This window comes from Paenibacillus sp. sgz302148, assembly GCF_056120465.1.
Genome location: NZ_JBVYOJ010000016.1, coordinates 78,529 through 95,349, shown reverse-complemented (window position 1 = coordinate 95,349; position 16,821 = coordinate 78,529). Strand labels below are relative to the sequence as shown.

The window sequence follows — 16,821 nt, the reverse complement described above, 5'->3', positions numbered from 1 at the left end:
GCCGAGCTGCATGCACTAGCCTCGCCCCTACCATTTTCGGATCGCAATAATGAAAGAAGCCAAGGCCGCAAGGGAAGCAACCGTCCGCACATGATTCCAAGCGACCCAACTGGAAAGATAATGGTTCCATAACCGGGCTCCTTCGGCACTTGCAGGAACGACGGCAGCCAAAGCGTCATTCAGCGGAACGTTGAAGATGATTGTCACGAGAAAAGATCCGACGAAGTAGAGCACGCAGCCGGCAAGCAGGTAGCCCGCGCTGGGCGTACCCCATTTATTGAAGGAAGCAATCGCCAGAATGACGCAAGTTAACGCCGTCCCCATAAATACGAAGCTAAACAAAGGATTAAGCACAGTGACATTAATGGACTGCATGGCGGAAATGCCTTGCTCCGCCGGGAGACGGGAGAGTGCCTTCATCACGAATGTCGAAAAGGCGAAAAACAATCCGGCGATCAAGCCGGAGCCCAGTGCTGAAAAATAAGTCAGACCAGATAGCAGGTTACCCACCCTATCGCACCTCCCAAACACCGGTTGCCGCGGCTGTTTCGGCATAGTCCGCGAAATCCCGCGGCTCCCGTCCTAAAGCACTTTGTACCCCGTCTGTCAGATGAGAGTTGCGGCCATCCAGCACTTGGGCGAACAAGTAGGACAATAACGCCACATATTCACCCGGCACATCTTGTTGCTCCAGCATGGACAGGAACTGCGCATGGGTAAGAGGGATATACCGAACCTCTCTGCCGCTCGCTCCGGCAATGATTTCAGCTGCTTCCGCGAATGTAATCGCCCGAGGACCCGTAAGCTCGTAGAGTTCACCGATGTGCTTGGTGTCCGTTAATGCCACGACTGCGACGTCCGCGATGTCTTCCGCATCGATGAACGGCTCCTTCACATCAACGGCTGGCAGCGCGACCTCTCCGCTGTGTACCATGTCGAGCAGGAAGCTTTCGCTGAAGTTTTGGCAAAACCAGCTTGCCCGCAGGATCGTCCAGTCCGCTCCGGAATTTTTTAAGGCTTGCTCGCTGCGTTCCGCTTCCTCCTCTCCCCTGCCTGATGACAGCACGAGCCGCTTCACACTGTGATCCACCGCCAGCCTGGCAAATCCTTCGATTGCATCGGCAGCCCCCGGGATAGCGAGATCGGGGAAGTGAACATCCCGAACAATTTCCTCTTCCTGTTTGTTCACATTCATCTAATCTCCTCCCCAAATTTGTTTGCACAAGCAAATATTCATCGAAAAAATCAAATGCAGCTCATTCGATTTTTTCCAAACGATCGCTCACGTCGTCCAATTGAAACGAGAGAGCATCACTTTCTTCTCCAAGAATCGCTGTATAGCGGCTCCGAAGGTTGATCCAGCATGCGTTAATGGTTTCTTCCAGCGCTTTGCCTTTCTCCGTTGCGTGGATAAGCGATAATCGGCCTTCCACCCGGTTGTACAGCAAGCCCTTGGCAGCGAGCTTCTCGATCAGGCGAGTTACCGTGGACGGTTGGTGATGCAAAATTTGCCCCAATTCTTTTTGCGAAATGCCATCATTCTCATACACCGCCATCAGCAAAAAAGCGGCCGTCGGCGATAATCCGCTCGATGCGAATTCATCTTCCGCCATCTTGGTGATTACCCTGCCTAGACGATTCGCCGTAAAGTATAGACATTCCTTAAGATATACGTTCAACATATCCAAGACCTCAATTTCACTTGATGCTTAAAATTGTTTGCACAAACAACTTTAATGGAAATTCCGTTTTTTGTCAAACGGTTTTCTTTTATATCCGGAAAGGCACTTTTGTTTTAATGAAACCGTACCTTTAACGGGGAGTTTGCCACCAGTTAAACTTATCAATAAGGAGATGATGAAGCATGGGAAGACAGTCAGGCGAACCGCTTTACCCTCACTCTGAGGCAGAGCTGATGGAATACTGCGGCAAGTTTATTTTGGCATTAAAACGACACCTTGAGCACCATCTTATATGTGTTCTCTTAAACGGAAGCTGGGCAAGAGGCGAGGCTAATCCTCCGATTAGCGACGTAGATATGACGCTCGTCGTCGACAAGATCACCGACGATACTTCAAATGCGCTGCGTGCGGTTTGGATCGAGGTCAATATGGGGTGCGTCAATGTCGTCGACTTGGCGGAACTTCGAGCAAAGCCCAAAGAATTGATCGCCATGTTGTCCGATACGTGCAAAGTGTTGTACGGTACGAATCCGTTCAAGCCCAGCAAACAAGATTATGCCAATAACGTCTCCGATGCAGCGAGTAACATTGGTTTATATGCGAGAACCATTGAATATTACCACTGGAAAACGATAGATGATAAAATATCCGATCTAAAGTACGTGATGACTAGCAAATACAACCTGAAATGGCTGCTTAAAAACTTGATCGCCTTTCGGACCGGGACATTCCCCGCCAATGAAGAACAGTTACTTGAGCTTCTGAAGAATGAGCCCGAGCAAGAGCTCTATTCTTGGAGTAAACATTTCACGGATGAAGACTACCGCATAAAATATTCCGAAGCAGCCAGAATGTTAAGTCTATACGCAAGCAAGTGGCTGGAAGAAGTCTCAGATTTCGTGAGATGAAAATAATGCTCACAGTACAAGGATAAACGGCTAGCGCCGTCCTAATCGGCGCATCGTTTACCGAGAAATATAAGCCAAGTATAGAGTGAAACTTATACTTTCTTATATTTTGATAACAGGGCGGCCTATGTGGCTCGCCCCGTTATCCTAGTCTTCCGATCGTTCGTTCACGCTACGCCCCGATTCCCGCTTCCTCCGCGCTCTGCTTCAGCACGAGACTGCTGTACACCGAGGGCTGGGACATCAGCGCCTCATGAGTCCCCTGCTCAGCGACATGTCCCCGGTCGAGCACATAGATGACATCCGCGTTGCGGATCGTCGACAGCCGGTGGGCGATGATGATCGTCGTCCTGCCGCGCCGCCGCTCGTCCAGCTCCCGCTGAATCTCGCGCTCCGTCTGCATATCGAGCGATGACGTCGCTTCGTCGAGAATGAGGATTTCCGGATCGCGAAGCATCGCCCGCGCAAGCGCAAGCCGCTGCCGCTGGCCACCCGAAAGGGTAATGCCTCGCTCGCCGATGATCGTTCCATAGCCGTCCGGCAGGCTGGCGATAAAGTCGTGAATGCGCATCGCTTGGCAGACGTCGATCATCCGTTCCTCGGTAACGTCTTCTAATCCGAGAAGCAAGTTCGTACGGATCGATTCCGGGAACAAATAAGGATCCTGGAACACGACGGTCACTTTTTGCGCCCAATCGTTCCGCACAATGCCGCGAAGCGGCCCGCCGTTTATATAAATTTCACCTTCATCCGGCTCGAAAAACCGTACCAGCAGGCTGGCAATGGTCGATTTCCCGCCTCCGCTCGTCCCGACAATGGCCAGCTTGCGGCCGACCGGCAAGTCCATCGTAATCCCCGAAAGCACTTGCTCCCCGCTCTTTCCGTAACGGAACGTCACATCTTCGAGACGCAGGTCGTGCACCGGATCGGTTAACCGCACCGTTCCTTCCTCCGCAGACGGGCCATCCAGAACGCCGCGAAGCCGTTCAACCGCCGCCATCCTGCCCGCGAGCCCCATAAAGCTGTTGTACAAATAATTCAAAGAATCCATAAGCCGGGAAACAAATTGGAACGTGACGACAAAATAGCCGAGCGACATGTCTCCCTTCAACACAAGCAGGCCGCCGTAGAAAAGAACGGCTAGCGTCGCGAGCCACTTGAGCGGATCGCTCAAGAACAGCTGTTTGATGATCAAATTCGATTCGGCCATCACGCTGTCGTAGTAGCTTTGGAAGAGCGACCTGTAGCGCTTCTCTTCCCAAGCCTGACGGCGGAAGGCGAGAACCTCGCGCGTCGAGGAAACGCCTTCTTCCAGATGGACCAGCAAATTCGACCTGCTTCGGCTCACGGCACCGGCTGCCTGCTTCCGGGCGGCGGCGAAACGTTTCCCGAGGGCGATGTACATCACGCCAAGCGCCGCTACGATGGCAAGCAGCACGGGGCTGGCCGTTCCCATAACCCAAATGATGGCGACCGCTCCGGCGAGCTGCTGCGCTAGGCGCGGAATGTCGCTGCCGACCAAATCGGCCGTTTGGTACAAATCATTCGTAAAATGGTACACATAACTGGCCGTCCGCTCCTTCTGAAGTTCTCCGACCGGAATCCGGTACATCCGGCTCATCAGCTGCCCCGACAGCCATTTGCGCAGCCGCGCGACCGTATGGTGAATCGTATGCGGCCCAAGCGTAAACAGAACCGAGTAGAGCGCATAAGCGATCATAATCGGGATCAGCACGTCCATAAAACGATCCCGCTTTCCGCCAAGCAGCACATCATCGATCATCTGCTGATTCAGCCATATGGCCGCCGTATTGAGCAGCATTTCCGCCGTCATCAGCACGACCGCGAGAGCGACCCATCCTTTGACCCGTAACAGGCAGCCGATAACCCAGCGCAAGTTAGACCTGTTCGACATATTGGACATGACCGTCCTCCTTCCCCGCATGCGCCCCCGCCGACAACCGGTAAAAAAGCCCCTGCCGCGCCATGAGCTCTTCATAAGTTCCGGATTCCGCGACGGATCCTTGATCCATGACGACAATCAGATCAAAATCCTGTATCGTCGATAACCGATGGGCGACAGCCAAAATCGTCCTTCCTTCCATCAACTGTTCCAGCGCCTGCTGGACTCCGGATTCGCTTACGTTGTCAAGCGCCGAGGTCGCTTCATCGAGCAGGATGACTGTCGGATTCTTAATGAACATCCGGGCAATCGCCACGCGCTGCTTCTGGCCTCCCGACAGTTTGACGCCACGCTCGCCCACGGCCGTGTCATACCCATCCGGCAGCTCCATAATAAAGTCGTGTATGCAAGCCGCTTTGGCCGCGTGCTCGACTTCTTCATCCGTTGCGTCCGGCTTCCCGAACCGGATATTTTCCCGTACCGAAGCGCCAAACAAGTACGTTTCCTGAAAAACATAACCGAAGGAATGGCGCAGCGCATCGAACGTTAACCGATGAACCGGCACTCCGTCGAGCAGAACCTCTCCCTGAGCCGGGTCATAGAAACGGCCCGCCAGCTTGAGCGCCGTCGATTTGCCGCTCCCGCTTGTACCGACGAGCGCAACGCGTTTCCCTGCAGGAACGATCAAATCAAAATCTTGCAATACCGGCTGCTCCGGTGAATAAGCAAACGAAACGTTGAGAAATCGCAGCTCGCCCCGAACCTGCTTCAGCTCCTCCGGATGCTCCGGCTCGACGACATCCGGCTTCTGCCGCATAAAATCGTACAGCCGTTCCGCCTGATGCATCAACACCCGCTGCTCCGTAATATTGGTGACCACGGCCGTCAGCCGGTGCATCGCGGTGAAATAATATAGCAGGAACGAAACGAACTCGCCCACGGTCAAGCTGGCCTGACCGATCAGGTAAAACCCGTAGATGAAAATGAAAACACCGCCAAGGTTGTACGTCAGCCGCCGGTTCGTTCCGCGCCAGTAAGCGTACCAATACGTTCGAATCATGCTTCGGTTGTGCTTATCGACCATTTCCGCGTACCGGTCCGAGTCCCACTTCCCCGCTCCGTAAGCGCGCAGCTCGGATTGCGCGGAGACGCTTTCATACACTTTGCGGTTTTCGCCGATCCGATCGTCCGCCATTTGTTTGCCGGACAAAGTCGCTTTCCGTTCCAACTTAGGCCCGAACACGTAATACAGCAAAAAACTCGGCAGCACAAGCAGCGACAGCGAAGGGCTTGTCGAGATCATGAGCCCGACCGATAAGACGGAAAATACGATTCCATTCAAAAGCCACGGAAAGCTATGGCGGTACATGTTCTGAACGGCCGTAACCTCCGTATTGAGGAACGATAGCGTCTCCCCGACGGGATGTCGCTCCGCATAAGCAAACCCGAGCTTCCGAAGGTGGCGGAAAATATCGTACTGTAAATCCCTTGCCGTACGCTCCGAAAGCTGACGCCGGAACACGTTGTCCCCGGCTTGCGCGACAATAAGCAGGACGAGCAGAGCCGTAATCGCGCCGAACATGCCGTAGAAAGCCGCCATATCACCGTCAGGAACGATCGTATCGATGAAATATTGAATGAACTTCGGAATGAGCAGCTCGGCGGCGGACACGGCCGCCATGGCAGCGACGAGCAGCGTAAGCGTCGATCGGTACGGCTTCAAGTACGAGAGGGTCCAAAGGTAAACGCGAAACAACCTTTTTCTCTCTTTTTCGGGGGATGCTGCTTTTGTTTTATTTTTTATCGGTACATCGGTCTGCATTCCATTCCTCCTCTTGGTTCGATTCGATATTGTTATATTTTACCGTCACGTTATATTCCTGTATAGCTGTTTATATAAGCTTGTGAGTGACCTGCTTAAAAGCGTTATACTGAGTTCAGAAGTAACTATAATAGCAGATGAAGGGGATCCCGATGATTCAATACAAGAACAATCAAATTACCGTTTTTCAAAGTGCGCTTTATCAAACTACGTCCACTGTTATCGAGACACCGGATTTGGTGTTAGTCGTCGATCCGACTTGGTTGCCCCATGAAGTCATCAACATTCGGAACTATGTGGATCAGATAAAAAAGGAACTGCCCGTCTATCTCTTATTCACCCACTCGGATTGGGACCACATCATTGGATATAAAGCGTTCCATAACGTAACCACGATCGCTAGCCGGGAATTTGCCGAAAATCCCGAGAAAGAAGCCGTTCTCGAGCAAATTCGTGCTTTTGACGACAAGTATTATATTCAAAGGGATTACGACATTGCGTATCCCGATATCGATATCGCGGTTCATGAGGATGGACAAAAACTGGTCGTCGGGGGGACCTGCTTAACCTTTTATAAATCCCCGGGACATATTTACGAAGGTTTATTTACCATTGTCGAACCTATCGGGGCATTTATCGCCGGAGACTATCTTTCGAATGTGGAGTTCCCTTATATATTCCACAGCAGCACCGAATACGAACAAACGCTGCATAAAGCGAAGGATTTGCTCGACCGTTACCGGGTGGAACTGTTGATCCCCGGCCATGGACAAGCAACCGACGATTTGCAAGAGATGAGGAATCGTTGCAATAGATCTTTTCAATATATTCGCGATCTGAGAGATGCGCTTTTGCGTAACGATGAAGACCAAGCGCAGCAACTCATTCGCGATCAGCCGTTTTTGCGGAATGTTAAAAGCTATCATGAATTGAACATATCTTTGGTAAAAAAAGAGCTTGGTATACCGGATTGAGTATAAGGTTCAATTTAAATCGATTTCCCCCTTTCTATGATGCGGCTATGTCCAGGACAATGGAAAAGTAATGCACTGCAATGTGGGTTTTAGGAGGCGGGAATCAAATGGATAATCATTTGTCCATCATGAAGCAAAATTGGAACCAATGGTCCGAAACGTGGTACCTACGGTACCGAACGGAAGAAGCGATTTCCAAAATCATCGATCAGCCTGAATCGGCTTTTCATCCTGTGACGTATTCCATGATCAAGAAGGCGTTGCCGGATTTTCGCGGGAAACGCATTTGTGTTCCTTCAAGCGGAGACAATCATGCCGTATTCGCCTTTCATTTAATGGGGGCGCGAGTTACGTCTTGCGACATTTCGGAAAAACAGTTGGAAAACAGCTCCGTCATCGCCCGCAAACACGGATGGGATATCGAGTTCCTTTGCGAAGATACAATGAAGTTAAGCAGCGTCAGAAGCAACGAATATGATTTTGTATATACTTCAAACGGTGTTCATGTTTGGATCTACGATTTGCAATCCATGTATAGCAACATCCATCGAATTCTTAAAAATGACGGTTCCTGCATCATGTTCGACATTCACCCTTTTATGCGTCCATTCGGTACGCAGGCCACCGGCCAAATCAATATCGTGAAGCCGTATGACGCAACGGGGCCTTTTGGGGACATCCCTACTTTCAAGTGGCGTATTCAGGATATTATGAACGCTATGATCTCATCGAATCTAAGCGTTGCGCATATGGAAGAAATGTATGCCGCGGACGGTTCTTTTTGGGTCGATGAGTCCAAGGACGATGCGGCTCCGCTGTCCCAGCAAGAGCTAGACGATTTGTGCAATTGGCAGCTGAATCCTTTGGCGGCACTGCCGCAGTGGTTATCGATTCATGCCGTAAAATGATTTGGAGGCGCGATCGAAAGAAATTTTTCATTGAGCGTATAGAAGCGGTAAGTTTATCCGTCTATATCGTATCAAGATAAATTTCATGGAAGGAAGAAGTGAATGCATCCGAACTTTGATGAAATCGGATTAGAAGCTAGGAAACTGTACGCGGCATTCAGTCAATCTGCCGAGGAATATCGACCGGCCTTATGGAGATATTGCTTGCACTTAACCGGTAACCCATGGGATGCGGAAGATCTGCTGCAAGATACGTTGTTGAAGGCGTTTGCCGCATTGGGCCAGATTCGACAGCAAGTCATGCCAAAATCGTATCTGTTCCGAATCGCAACGAATACTTGGATTGACCGGCAAAGGAAAAATCGATTGATTTTTGGCGACTCTCTGGTGGATGCAAGTACACCGATTGAGGAAAACCAGGATTATCGTCTGCAAGTACTTGAAGCCATGGAGATACTTATAAAATACCTTCCCTCGCGGCAAGTTGTTGTTATGTTGCTGATAGAAGTTTTTGATTTTTCCGGAAGCGAAGTCGCGGAAATGTTAATGACTACGGAAGGCGCCGTACATGCATTATTGGCGAGAGGCAGAGCCAAGCTCAGAGCATTGCGTTACGTTAATGAACCGAAAGAGGTCCCCCAAAATACAACTGCAATAAATATTGTATCACCAATTCTGACCCGCTATGTGGAAGCATTTCATCAGAGAGATACGAAGACATTGAAGAATCTATACGCGGAGCATGCCGAAATCCGCATTCTCAATACAGGAATGGGTCGGGGCTGGGATCACATTAAGCACTCGATGATTTGGTCGGAATATCCTGAATCTTTCCGCGCGCAATTATTTCTTTTATGGGAAAAACCCGCAGTCATCCTTATCGCTGAGCGAGACAACCAAGAAACACTGTGGAGCGCGCAAATCGTTGAGTTCGAAAATGACGAAGTGGTGCTGGATACAAGCTACTTTTTCTGCCGGGAAGTCATGACGGAGATTTCTAAACAACTGCGGATCCCTATTGATTCGGAAACTCGGGCATGCTTCGAACAACCGTGGCTCTATTAAGTATCGCGTGCGGACTTTTTTAACATCCTAAATTATTTATACTGTATAAGGCCCAAATACACGCTGCCGGAAGGTGTCTATATTGCCAACAAAAAACCGGCTCTTTTTCGAGCCGGCTTTTGTTCATTAACGTTATTGTTTCGTTCGACTGATGACCGATTTCTCCGCCGCGTCCACCGTATGCTTTAGCAGGGTGGCAATCGTCACCGGCCCTACGCCCGCAGGCACCGGAGTAATCGCACTCGCCCGCGCAAGGCATGCTTCGTAATCGACATCGCCGATGTTGCCCTCGTTGTAGCCCGCGTCCATGACGACGGCACCTTCACGGAGCCAGCTCCCTTGTATGAGCTTCGGCTTGCCGACAGCTGCCACGACAATATCGCCGGTGTCGACAACTTGATCCAGATTGGCCGTTCGGGAGTGGCAAATCGTGACGGTTGCATTGCGGTTCAGCAGCATCATCGATACGGGTTTGCCGAGAATCGGGCTCCGTCCGACGACGACGGCATGTTTGCCCGCAATCGGGATGTTGTAATAATCCAGAATCGCGATAATCGCGGCAGGTGTGCAGGAAGGATAAGCGGCGACACCAAAAGTATTTTGAGCAAAACCCAGCATCGTTACGCCGTCGACGTCTTTATCGATGGCTATCGCTTCGAATGCTGCCCGTTCATCGATATGCTCGGGAACCGGGTGTTGCAGCAGGATGCCGTGAACCTGCGGATCTTCATTCAGCTCGCGAATGACCGCGATAAGCTGCTCCGTCGTGGTGCCCTGCTCGAGGTGAATCCGCCTGGAGTCGATGCCGAGCCGCCTGCACGCATTTCCTTTCATCCGCACATAAGTTTCGGAAGCAGGATCTTCACCGACGAGAATCGTCGCCAGACACGGCGTTACCCCTTGCTCCGCCAGCTTCCCCACTCTCACCGCCAATTCATCCTTGATCTGCTGCGCTACCCGGGTGCCGTCCAAAATTAGCTGTTCTGTTTTCATGTCATCCATCTCCTTCTTCATCGAGAATCGGTCGTAAAAACATAAAGAGGCAGGGGTGATTTTCCCCCTACCTCTGCCCAGGCGTACGGCTCGATATTGGATGTGCTCCCTCATGGTTACCCCATGTTCCGCCAGTCACACACCGTCGTTATTTAGTTTAATTATACGGAATCGCGTGGAAATTCTCAATATGACGGGAGACGATGAAAGATCCAATATATTCAATATTTACTTTGAAATAAGCTTCGTTTATTGAAAAAATGTATATATTTACGACATCGCGCTCTTCGGCTAAGGAGGAACCCATGACAAATTTACGAGGCAAAATAGCAATCGTCACCGGCGCAAGCCGCCGGGGTGGAATCGGTACAGCGATTTGCCGCGCATTGGCTAGAAACGGGGCGGATATCTTTTTTACCCACTGGGGTATGTTTGATGAGCTTGAAGGCAACGGCGCAGACCCCGAATGGCCCGAACTGCTAGAAGAAGAACTGCGAGCCTACGGCGTTCGTGCGGATTGCATGGAAGCCGATTTGTCGGACCCGCATACGCCAGCCGCCATATTGAACCGGGTCGAACAAACGCTCGGACCCGCTTCAATTCTAATCAACAACGCGACCTATTGCGCACCGGGCGGTTTTCGTGAACTGGATAGCGCATTGCTTGACAAGCATTATGCCGTCAATGTGCGCGGAACGATTCTGTTGAGCACGGAGTTTGCCCGAAGATTCGAGGAAGAGCTTGCAGGTCGGGCAGTGGGAAGAATCATCAACTTGGTTTCGAAAGGTCCTGATTCTAACAATCTAGCCTATATTGCAACCAAAGGGGCCGTTATCGCCTGGACCGAGCCGATATCCGTCGGGCTGGCCCCGCTTGGCATTACGGTGAATTCCATCGATCCCGGACCAACAGATACGGGTTGGATGAATGAAGACATCAAGGCGTTTCTGCTTCCGCAGTTCCCGATGGGGCGAATCGGCTTGCCGGAAGACGCGGCCAAGCTGATCACTTTCCTGGCAAGCGACGAGTCCCAATGGATTACGGGGCAGGTCCTTCATTCGGAGGGCGGCTTCACCGGAAGGTAGTTCACTGCAGTCGCGGCCGCGAAGCCAAAAACTCGAGAATCGTATCGTTTACATAGACAGGGCTTTCGCGCTGCATATGCGGCCTGTGGCTGCCGTTCGGCACGACCACGTAACGAGAGCCCGGAACGAGCGAGCTTAAATACCGCAGCTTCCCCTCGCTTGCGAAGGGATCGTGCTGGCCCGCCATAAACAAAGCCGGACAGCGGATTTCGCTGATCTGCTCGGCCGTGAGCTGCGGATACAATCGCCAATCCAGCGCGCTTTGCCGCATAAATTCCTGCCAATCGCCGCGGTGCGCTTCCTCGTGCCGCTCCAGCATCGATTCGATCACGGCGTGCTTCTCATGGCGGATCAGCCATTCCGGCTCGAATTCCTCCACTCCCGTCGGGTCGGCAAAACCGCTATGCCCGATCGTGGTCAGCGACGCGACTTTGTCCGGATCGTTCACCGCCAAATACATCCCCACGCTCGCTCCAAGGCTGTACCCAATCACATGCGCTCTGGCGATGCCGAGCTCATCCATGAACAGCTTCATGTCCTTGGCCAACTGCGGCGTACTCCACTCCAAGCTCTCGCAGCGCGTTCGCCCATGTCCCCGGAAGTCAGGAAAGTAACAGGTATACTGGCGCTGAAAATCAAGCAGTTGCGATGCAAAAGCCAGTATCCCCCTCGAATATCCGCTGTGCAGAAACAGTACCGGCTCGCCGACACCCATTTTTTCATAAAACATCTCCAGATCGTTAAATCGCACGTATGGCATGTGATTCCCCTCTCTTAGCCTGGTTTCGCGGTGATTATGCGTTCTTGCCTTGACGTCTCACATTGATCTTTGTGCATTGTTTAGTAAGTGCAAGATATAGATATATCAGTTCCACGGTTATACCGACTTCTCCTCTACCGCGGGGAATTATACGAACATAAACAGCTAGGAGCGTGATCAGCATCGGCTGTCTCTTCTCACTACCTTTAATCGCCTTGTCGTCAACGGCTTGGCAGCAGACTTGCGCCATGATCGGGGCCGGCACCAGCATCGGCTTCGCTCTGTCGCCTACTTTGCCGTCGCTCAGCGCAGTCGTTGACGACGGCTCCCAAGTTGGCGCTTATGACGGCGTGTTCGCCTTGTTCAACATGTTCCATGCGGTCGGCATGATCATGGGCCCGCTGATCGGCGGCGCCTTAACCGATTGTCTAAACGTCCCACGCACGATCTGGACGATCAGCGGCGCGCTTCTTCGCCGGGAAACGGTATAGTCATGAAGGCTTCATTTTTCAGTTCTTATATGAAAATATCTTAACTACATGATATACTCGTTTCAGACGAAGAACGTCCTTAGTTGCCGCATTGGCATATGGACGTTCTTTTTGTATTTGAAGGAGGACTGCCGATGGATTTTGAACAAGCGCATCAACAATTTCTCGAGCGCCACCTTGCCCTTCGCACCGGTGAGCGTAAAGGGCGGCTACTGCGGGGACATCAATTCGCCGAAAAACTGCTGCTGCAGAACGTTTGGTGGCCCATCTTCGGAAACCTTGATTATCTTCATCCGGAATATGAGGTTTATGATTGGAACCGAAAATCACAGTTTCTGGATTTCGCGTTCCTTCCCCCATATGGACGATTTGGGTTAGAATGCGATGGATTTCAGAGCCATATTAAAGACATGGACCGTGAAAAATTCAGCTATGCGTTGAATCGCGATACTTTTCTTACGGGGACTGGGTGGAAAATGATCCATTTCTCCTTCGACGATGTACATAAACGTCCCGATGTATGCCAGATGCTGCTGCAACTGGTTCTAAGTCCTTATCTAATACGCGGTGCGTCTACTCTGCACCTCTCGCTATTCGAAAAAGACGTGCTCCGACTCGCTTGGAGTCTTGGGAAGCCAATTCGGCCCAAAGACATCATTGATCGTTACGGCGTTAATTTCCGAACTGCTCGCAAGTGGCTCCAAGATTTAGTCGAGAAAGGCCTCATGCGCTCGCTTATCAAACAAAAATATGCCTGCTACTACGAGCCGGTCGAAGGATCTGCGGAACACTGGATCTAAGCTCGGATCTCGTGCATTGTTAGCCGATTCGCGATCAACCGAAAATATTGCACGTGCTACAACTTCTTTAAATTGAATGACCTATTTCTTAGCAAATGTTGTACTACGTACAGGATTTTGAACTATTGAGCACCTTTAAAGCTTAAAATGTTGCGTTCGGTACAACAATACGGCGAAACCGACTGCTAAAATTGCGAATTGTTGTACTGGGTGCAATTTTGTCCGTTTACGAACCCAGCAACATGAGAACATGTAGGCTATCGTCGCTGGGCAGGCATCGACGACCAGTACAGTCCGATGCCTTTTGCACGTCCCAGTCACTCGAACTTTTACTGCCAGTTCGTGTCGTTGTTCTTTGTGAAGTCGTTGCCCAAAGGCCACATGTCATCGAACTGTAACAGATCGACCGCATTACAGGTTGTTTCGCACATCCGGAGTGTCTATTCTAAGAGTAGCGTCATCCACCTACTCATACGATACGACAAGGAGGCAACTCATGAGCCAGCCACGCAGCTTCACAACGGTCATCACGATTTTCTCGATCGTTCTGATCGGGGTAATCGCCCTGTTATTCTTCATGCCCAAATACGAGGGATCCGTCGGTTTCGACGTGACCATTCTTCCGCTGTTGAACGCCATTTTCAATTGCTTTACTTTTATTTTTTTGCTTCTGGCTTTGTTTGCCGTCAAAAAGCGAAATATCCCGTTGCACCGCAAATGGATTTATGCCGCCTTCACGACAACGGCGCTGTTCCTCGTCTCTTACGTCACCTACCATTTCCTGACCGAGCCTACAAAATTCGGCGGCAGCACGGTGCTTAAATATATTTATTTCTTCGTCCTGATCACGCATGTGCTGCTTGCGATCGTGAACGTTCCGCTTGCACTCATTACGATGGCCCGCGGCCTTAGCATGAAGATTGAGCGTCATCGCAAAATTGCCCGCTGGACGATGCCGATTTGGCTGTACGTCAGCTTCACCGGTGTTCTCGTGTACGTGCTGATCTCGCCATATTATTGAATCTGTTGCTTTATGCCTAATGCATGCTGCATGTGCCTGTAGCCTGCTTGATGCATGTTGCTTGCTTGCTTGCATGCTGCCCACGACCGTCCGGTCGTGGTTTTTTATTCTACTCGAAATTCAGCTTCAAAACCTTCCGGCAAACGGTTGAGTCTAGCGAACAAGCTAGCGCTGGCCCATGACGCCCGGTTTACAGATCGGGATTTTGGATAGTATGATTAGTGAGATTGCGCATGCCAAACGACTGGTTCATGCAGCTACTAAATAGGAATGGGAGATGTTCATTATGCCGACGATCCAAGTTGAAGGAAAAGGCTCATATGCCGTTGAAGAGGGAAAAAAACTTGTGCTCGCCTTGGAGGACAACGGGGTGGACATTTTGCACCGCTGCGGCGGCAACGCCAAATGCACCACATGCCGGGTTGAAGTGCTGGACGGGGACGCCGGTCCTGTAGGCGAAACGGAAGCCGCTCTTCTGCAAGCCAAAGGCATAACTGAACCGAACATCCGCTTATCGTGCCAAATTCGAGTACATAACGATCTTACGGTGAAACCGGTAATGACGGTATCGTCATCCGGCTTGGAGCCGGGCAATCGGCCGCAGGACTAATCAATCGCGGACCGGCCTTCAGGCTCAGCCACGCTGTCGCACCTCGCAAGAGCTGCACGGCGTGGCTTTTTTTATGGGCATATGTCACGGAGCCATCTGCCGTCAGTCGATCCATTCCATTCCAGCACGGCTTAGAAGAACATGCCACGTATCTCGTCGTGCAACGAGTGCAGCGGTCTCCCGGCTAGCCGCGCCAGATCCGGCGAGACGCTCGCCATATCCGATAAAGGCAGCAAGCGGTAAATATCGCTCACCAGCGCCGGATCGGTACGGTGAACAACGCGCCGTCCGGTAACGTCCGTCAGTGCGCGTGCAAGCTCCTCTAGCTTCCAGGCCCTTAAGGCCGTCAATTCATATACACGACCGGCGTGCCCTTCTTCCGGCAGGACAACGGCTGCCGCCGCCGCCAGGTCTTCCCGGGAAGCCGTATTGAATAGCCACTCTCCGGGAGGACTAAGCAGCACGCCGCTCGCGACCGCCTCTCGAACGCCGAGGAACTTGACGATATCGTTGTAATACGCATTTCGCAAAATCGTATACTGCAGCTTCGATCCGCGAATCAATTGTTCCGTCTCCAGATGAAGGCGATGCAGCGGCAGCCGCCCTTTCTCCGCGTACGCAATGCTCGTGTAAACGAGATGTCGTATTCCCACTCGCTGCGCAGCATCTATCGCCGCGGCATGCTGCCGAAGCCGAACGGCATCGTCGGCATGCGGGGAAGAGATGAGCAGCAGCTTTGCCGCTCCGCAGAACGCAGACGCCAACGATTCAGGGGCATCGTAGTCGCCGTATCGGACCTCCATTCCCTCTCTTTCCCATGCTTCAGCAGCCTCCGGCCTACGAACACTCAAAATGATTTGCTCCGCAGGCATTCGATACAGAAGCTGCCGTATAACCAATCTCCCCAAATTTCCTGTAGCACCCGTTATGACGATTTTCATGTTACACTCCCTCTCCTCATGAAAACTAGTTAAATATTTAACTATATACGTTAAAAAAATAGCGGCTTGCGCCGTGTTAAGTCTAAATTTATTAGCAGTTTTTACTCGCGCCTCGTCGCCGAACCTATGTCGTATCTACTATTGCGTTACTTGCATGCAAAAATAACAACCGCTGCCAAACCGGTCACCCCAGCCTTCTTGCATCAAGGCCGAAGATACGGCCCTCTTCCCGTGCTGCTCCGCATCACTCATGCCTTGATCGAACGCTTATGGCACGCTAGAAGCTCATCCATCGCTCGTCAGCTCCCAACAAGGACCGTCTCGGCCTCAAATTCCTTCACGCAGCTTTCCGACCAATGTCATCAACTGCTTTATTTCCTCTTCGCTCAGCTTGTTCATCTGCTCGGCGACGACCGCCCTATTGCCCGGCAATACGTCATGCAGCAGCTTCTCCCCTTCCGGCAGCAGCACGATCCTTCGCCTCCGCCCATCTTCGGGATCGCCTTGGGTCCGAATGTATCCAAGCTGCTCTAACGGACCTAGCAGCACGCTAATATTGGCTTTCGTCACACCGATCACGCCAGCCAATGCGGATGGCAGCATCGAGCCGCCGGCTTTGGCGATTTCGACAAGCAGCCGAATCCGCGCCCCGTTCAGCCCCTGGGTATGCCAATACTTCTCCGAAACGCCAATCAACGCCGCGGTGGTGTCTACCAAGGCGAAAAAAGCCTGCACCTCAAGCGGCTGCCGGGTTACATACGTTTGAATATCGTTCATCTTCCGCTTCCGCTCCATTTAGTTAAATACTTAACTACTATCAATGTAACGCACGCTCTTGTTCCTGTCAACTCGGAACTA

The 16,821-nt window shown here is 51.6% G+C and carries 18 protein-coding genes and 1 riboswitch; of the genes, 9 read left to right on the top strand and 9 right to left on the bottom strand.

Features of this window, described 5'->3' with window-relative positions; genetic code table 11:
• Positions 1-27: 27 nt before the first annotated feature.
• The 3 genes from AC0LWM_RS22665 to AC0LWM_RS22655 form a co-directional block, all read right to left on the bottom strand.
• A complete protein-coding gene (locus AC0LWM_RS22665; RefSeq protein ID WP_474677271.1) occupies positions 28-510 on the bottom strand; it encodes an anthrone oxygenase family protein in 483 nt (160 codons plus the stop codon).
• Position 511: 1 nt separating this feature from the next.
• Entirely contained in the window at positions 512-1,195 is a 684-nt protein-coding gene (locus AC0LWM_RS22660) for an NmrA family NAD(P)-binding protein (protein WP_474677270.1), read from the bottom strand.
• Between the two features lie 61 nt (positions 1,196-1,256).
• Positions 1,257-1,682: a MarR family winged helix-turn-helix transcriptional regulator gene (locus tag AC0LWM_RS22655; protein WP_474677269.1), complete on the bottom strand. Its 426-nt coding sequence runs from the start codon at positions 1,680-1,682 to the stop codon at positions 1,257-1,259.
• Between the two features lie 182 nt (positions 1,683-1,864).
• On the opposite strand from AC0LWM_RS22655, the gene AC0LWM_RS22650 reads away from it, so the two are divergent.
• Positions 1,865-2,590 (top strand): nucleotidyltransferase domain-containing protein, encoded by a 726-nt coding sequence (locus AC0LWM_RS22650; RefSeq protein ID WP_474677268.1) that lies wholly within the window; start codon positions 1,865-1,867, stop codon positions 2,588-2,590.
• 172 nt (positions 2,591-2,762) lie between these two features.
• Here AC0LWM_RS22650 and AC0LWM_RS22645 read toward each other — a convergent pair whose 3' ends face one another.
• Both AC0LWM_RS22645 and AC0LWM_RS22640 read right to left on the bottom strand, forming a co-directional pair.
• Positions 2,763-4,514, bottom strand: a complete 1,752-nt coding sequence (locus AC0LWM_RS22645; protein ID WP_474677267.1) for an ABC transporter ATP-binding protein — start codon at positions 4,512-4,514, stop codon at positions 2,763-2,765.
• Positions 4,489-6,315, bottom strand: coding sequence for an ABC transporter ATP-binding protein (locus AC0LWM_RS22640; protein WP_474677266.1), 1,827 nt, complete (start codon positions 6,313-6,315; stop codon positions 4,489-4,491). Before AC0LWM_RS22640 ends, AC0LWM_RS22645 begins: the two co-directional genes overlap by 26 nt.
• A gap of 152 nt (positions 6,316-6,467) precedes the next feature.
• Between AC0LWM_RS22640 and AC0LWM_RS22635 the strand changes: the two genes are divergently transcribed.
• The 3 genes from AC0LWM_RS22635 to AC0LWM_RS22625 all read left to right on the top strand — a co-directional run bounded on the left by AC0LWM_RS22635 (position 6,468) and on the right by AC0LWM_RS22625 (position 9,262).
• Positions 6,468-7,289 (top strand): MBL fold metallo-hydrolase, encoded by an 822-nt coding sequence (locus tag AC0LWM_RS22635; RefSeq protein WP_474677265.1) that lies wholly within the window; start codon positions 6,468-6,470, stop codon positions 7,287-7,289.
• A 107-nt stretch (positions 7,290-7,396) separates the two neighbouring features.
• Positions 7,397-8,197 carry a class I SAM-dependent methyltransferase gene (locus tag AC0LWM_RS22630; RefSeq protein ID WP_474677264.1) on the top strand — a complete coding sequence of 267 codons (801 nt, stop codon included), beginning with the start codon at positions 7,397-7,399 and terminating at the stop codon, positions 8,195-8,197.
• Between the two features lie 102 nt (positions 8,198-8,299).
• Positions 8,300-9,262, top strand: coding sequence for an RNA polymerase sigma factor (locus AC0LWM_RS22625; RefSeq protein ID WP_474677263.1), 963 nt, complete (start codon positions 8,300-8,302; stop codon positions 9,260-9,262).
• A gap of 132 nt (positions 9,263-9,394) precedes the next feature.
• On the opposite strand, the gene AC0LWM_RS22620 is transcribed toward AC0LWM_RS22625, so the two are convergent.
• The gene (locus AC0LWM_RS22620; protein WP_474677262.1) at positions 9,395-10,255 is read right to left on the bottom strand and encodes a bifunctional 5,10-methylenetetrahydrofolate dehydrogenase/5,10-methenyltetrahydrofolate cyclohydrolase; all 861 of its coding nucleotides are present in this window, start codon (positions 10,253-10,255) and stop codon (positions 9,395-9,397) included.
• A 68-nt stretch (positions 10,256-10,323) separates the two neighbouring features.
• Positions 10,324-10,404: riboswitch (ZMP/ZTP riboswitch) on the bottom strand.
• 156 nt (positions 10,405-10,560) lie between these two features.
• On the opposite strand from AC0LWM_RS22620, the gene AC0LWM_RS22615 reads away from it, so the two are divergent.
• Positions 10,561-11,340 (top strand): SDR family oxidoreductase, encoded by a 780-nt coding sequence (locus tag AC0LWM_RS22615; protein ID WP_474677261.1) that lies wholly within the window; start codon positions 10,561-10,563, stop codon positions 11,338-11,340.
• A 1-nt stretch (position 11,341) separates the two neighbouring features.
• Here AC0LWM_RS22615 and AC0LWM_RS22610 read toward each other — a convergent pair whose 3' ends face one another.
• A complete protein-coding gene (locus AC0LWM_RS22610) occupies positions 11,342-12,100 on the bottom strand; it encodes an alpha/beta fold hydrolase (protein ID WP_474677260.1) in 759 nt (252 codons plus the stop codon).
• 173 nt (positions 12,101-12,273) lie between these two features.
• On the opposite strand from AC0LWM_RS22610, the gene AC0LWM_RS22605 reads away from it, so the two are divergent.
• The 4 genes from AC0LWM_RS22605 (at position 12,274) to AC0LWM_RS22590 (ending at position 15,022) form a co-directional block, all read left to right on the top strand.
• Positions 12,274-12,591 (top strand): MFS transporter, encoded by a 318-nt coding sequence (locus tag AC0LWM_RS22605; RefSeq protein WP_474677259.1) that lies wholly within the window; start codon positions 12,274-12,276, stop codon positions 12,589-12,591.
• Between the two features lie 134 nt (positions 12,592-12,725).
• Positions 12,726-13,391 carry a Fic family protein gene (locus AC0LWM_RS22600; RefSeq protein ID WP_474677258.1) on the top strand — a complete coding sequence of 222 codons (666 nt, stop codon included), beginning with the start codon at positions 12,726-12,728 and terminating at the stop codon, positions 13,389-13,391.
• 496 nt (positions 13,392-13,887) lie between these two features.
• Positions 13,888-14,412: a DUF420 domain-containing protein gene (locus AC0LWM_RS22595; protein ID WP_474677257.1), complete on the top strand. Its 525-nt coding sequence runs from the start codon at positions 13,888-13,890 to the stop codon at positions 14,410-14,412.
• A gap of 286 nt (positions 14,413-14,698) precedes the next feature.
• Entirely contained in the window at positions 14,699-15,022 is a 324-nt protein-coding gene (locus tag AC0LWM_RS22590) for a 2Fe-2S iron-sulfur cluster-binding protein (RefSeq protein WP_474677256.1), read from the top strand.
• A gap of 131 nt (positions 15,023-15,153) precedes the next feature.
• On the opposite strand, the gene AC0LWM_RS22585 is transcribed toward AC0LWM_RS22590, so the two are convergent.
• Positions 15,154-15,963 carry an NAD(P)H-binding protein gene (locus AC0LWM_RS22585; RefSeq protein ID WP_474677255.1) on the bottom strand — a complete coding sequence of 270 codons (810 nt, stop codon included), beginning with the start codon at positions 15,961-15,963 and terminating at the stop codon, positions 15,154-15,156.
• Between the two features lie 327 nt (positions 15,964-16,290).
• On the bottom strand, positions 16,291-16,740 hold the full coding sequence (locus tag AC0LWM_RS22580; protein WP_474677254.1) for a MarR family winged helix-turn-helix transcriptional regulator: 450 nt from the start codon (positions 16,738-16,740) through the stop codon (positions 16,291-16,293).
• Positions 16,741-16,821 lie beyond the last annotated feature (81 nt).

Excerpts from the sequence above, each read along its gene's own strand:
- AC0LWM_RS22660 (WP_474677270.1), bottom strand. The coding sequence starts at position 1,195 with ATGAATGTGAACAAACAGGAAGAGGAAATTGTTCGGGATGTTCACTTC.
- AC0LWM_RS22655 (WP_474677269.1), bottom strand. The coding sequence starts at position 1,682 with ATGTTGAACGTATATCTTAAGGAATGTCTATACTTTACGGCGAATCGT.
- AC0LWM_RS22650 (WP_474677268.1), top strand. The coding sequence starts at position 1,865 with ATGGGAAGACAGTCAGGCGAACCGCTTTACCCTCACTCTGAGGCAGAG.
- AC0LWM_RS22645 (WP_474677267.1), bottom strand. The coding sequence starts at position 4,514 with ATGTCCAATATGTCGAACAGGTCTAACTTGCGCTGGGTTATCGGCTGC.
- AC0LWM_RS22640 (WP_474677266.1), bottom strand. The coding sequence starts at position 6,315 with ATGCAGACCGATGTACCGATAAAAAATAAAACAAAAGCAGCATCCCCC.
- AC0LWM_RS22635 (WP_474677265.1), top strand. The coding sequence starts at position 6,468 with ATGATTCAATACAAGAACAATCAAATTACCGTTTTTCAAAGTGCGCTT.
- AC0LWM_RS22630 (WP_474677264.1), top strand. The coding sequence starts at position 7,397 with ATGGATAATCATTTGTCCATCATGAAGCAAAATTGGAACCAATGGTCC.
- AC0LWM_RS22625 (WP_474677263.1), top strand. The coding sequence starts at position 8,300 with ATGCATCCGAACTTTGATGAAATCGGATTAGAAGCTAGGAAACTGTAC.
- AC0LWM_RS22620 (WP_474677262.1), bottom strand. The coding sequence starts at position 10,255 with ATGAAAACAGAACAGCTAATTTTGGACGGCACCCGGGTAGCGCAGCAG.
- AC0LWM_RS22615 (WP_474677261.1), top strand. The coding sequence starts at position 10,561 with ATGACAAATTTACGAGGCAAAATAGCAATCGTCACCGGCGCAAGCCGC.
- AC0LWM_RS22610 (WP_474677260.1), bottom strand. The coding sequence starts at position 12,100 with ATGCCATACGTGCGATTTAACGATCTGGAGATGTTTTATGAAAAAATG.
- AC0LWM_RS22600 (WP_474677258.1), top strand. The coding sequence starts at position 12,726 with ATGGATTTTGAACAAGCGCATCAACAATTTCTCGAGCGCCACCTTGCC.
- AC0LWM_RS22595 (WP_474677257.1), top strand. The coding sequence starts at position 13,888 with ATGAGCCAGCCACGCAGCTTCACAACGGTCATCACGATTTTCTCGATC.
- AC0LWM_RS22590 (WP_474677256.1), top strand. The coding sequence starts at position 14,699 with ATGCCGACGATCCAAGTTGAAGGAAAAGGCTCATATGCCGTTGAAGAG.
- AC0LWM_RS22585 (WP_474677255.1), bottom strand. The coding sequence starts at position 15,963 with ATGAAAATCGTCATAACGGGTGCTACAGGAAATTTGGGGAGATTGGTT.
- AC0LWM_RS22580 (WP_474677254.1), bottom strand. The coding sequence starts at position 16,740 with ATGAACGATATTCAAACGTATGTAACCCGGCAGCCGCTTGAGGTGCAG.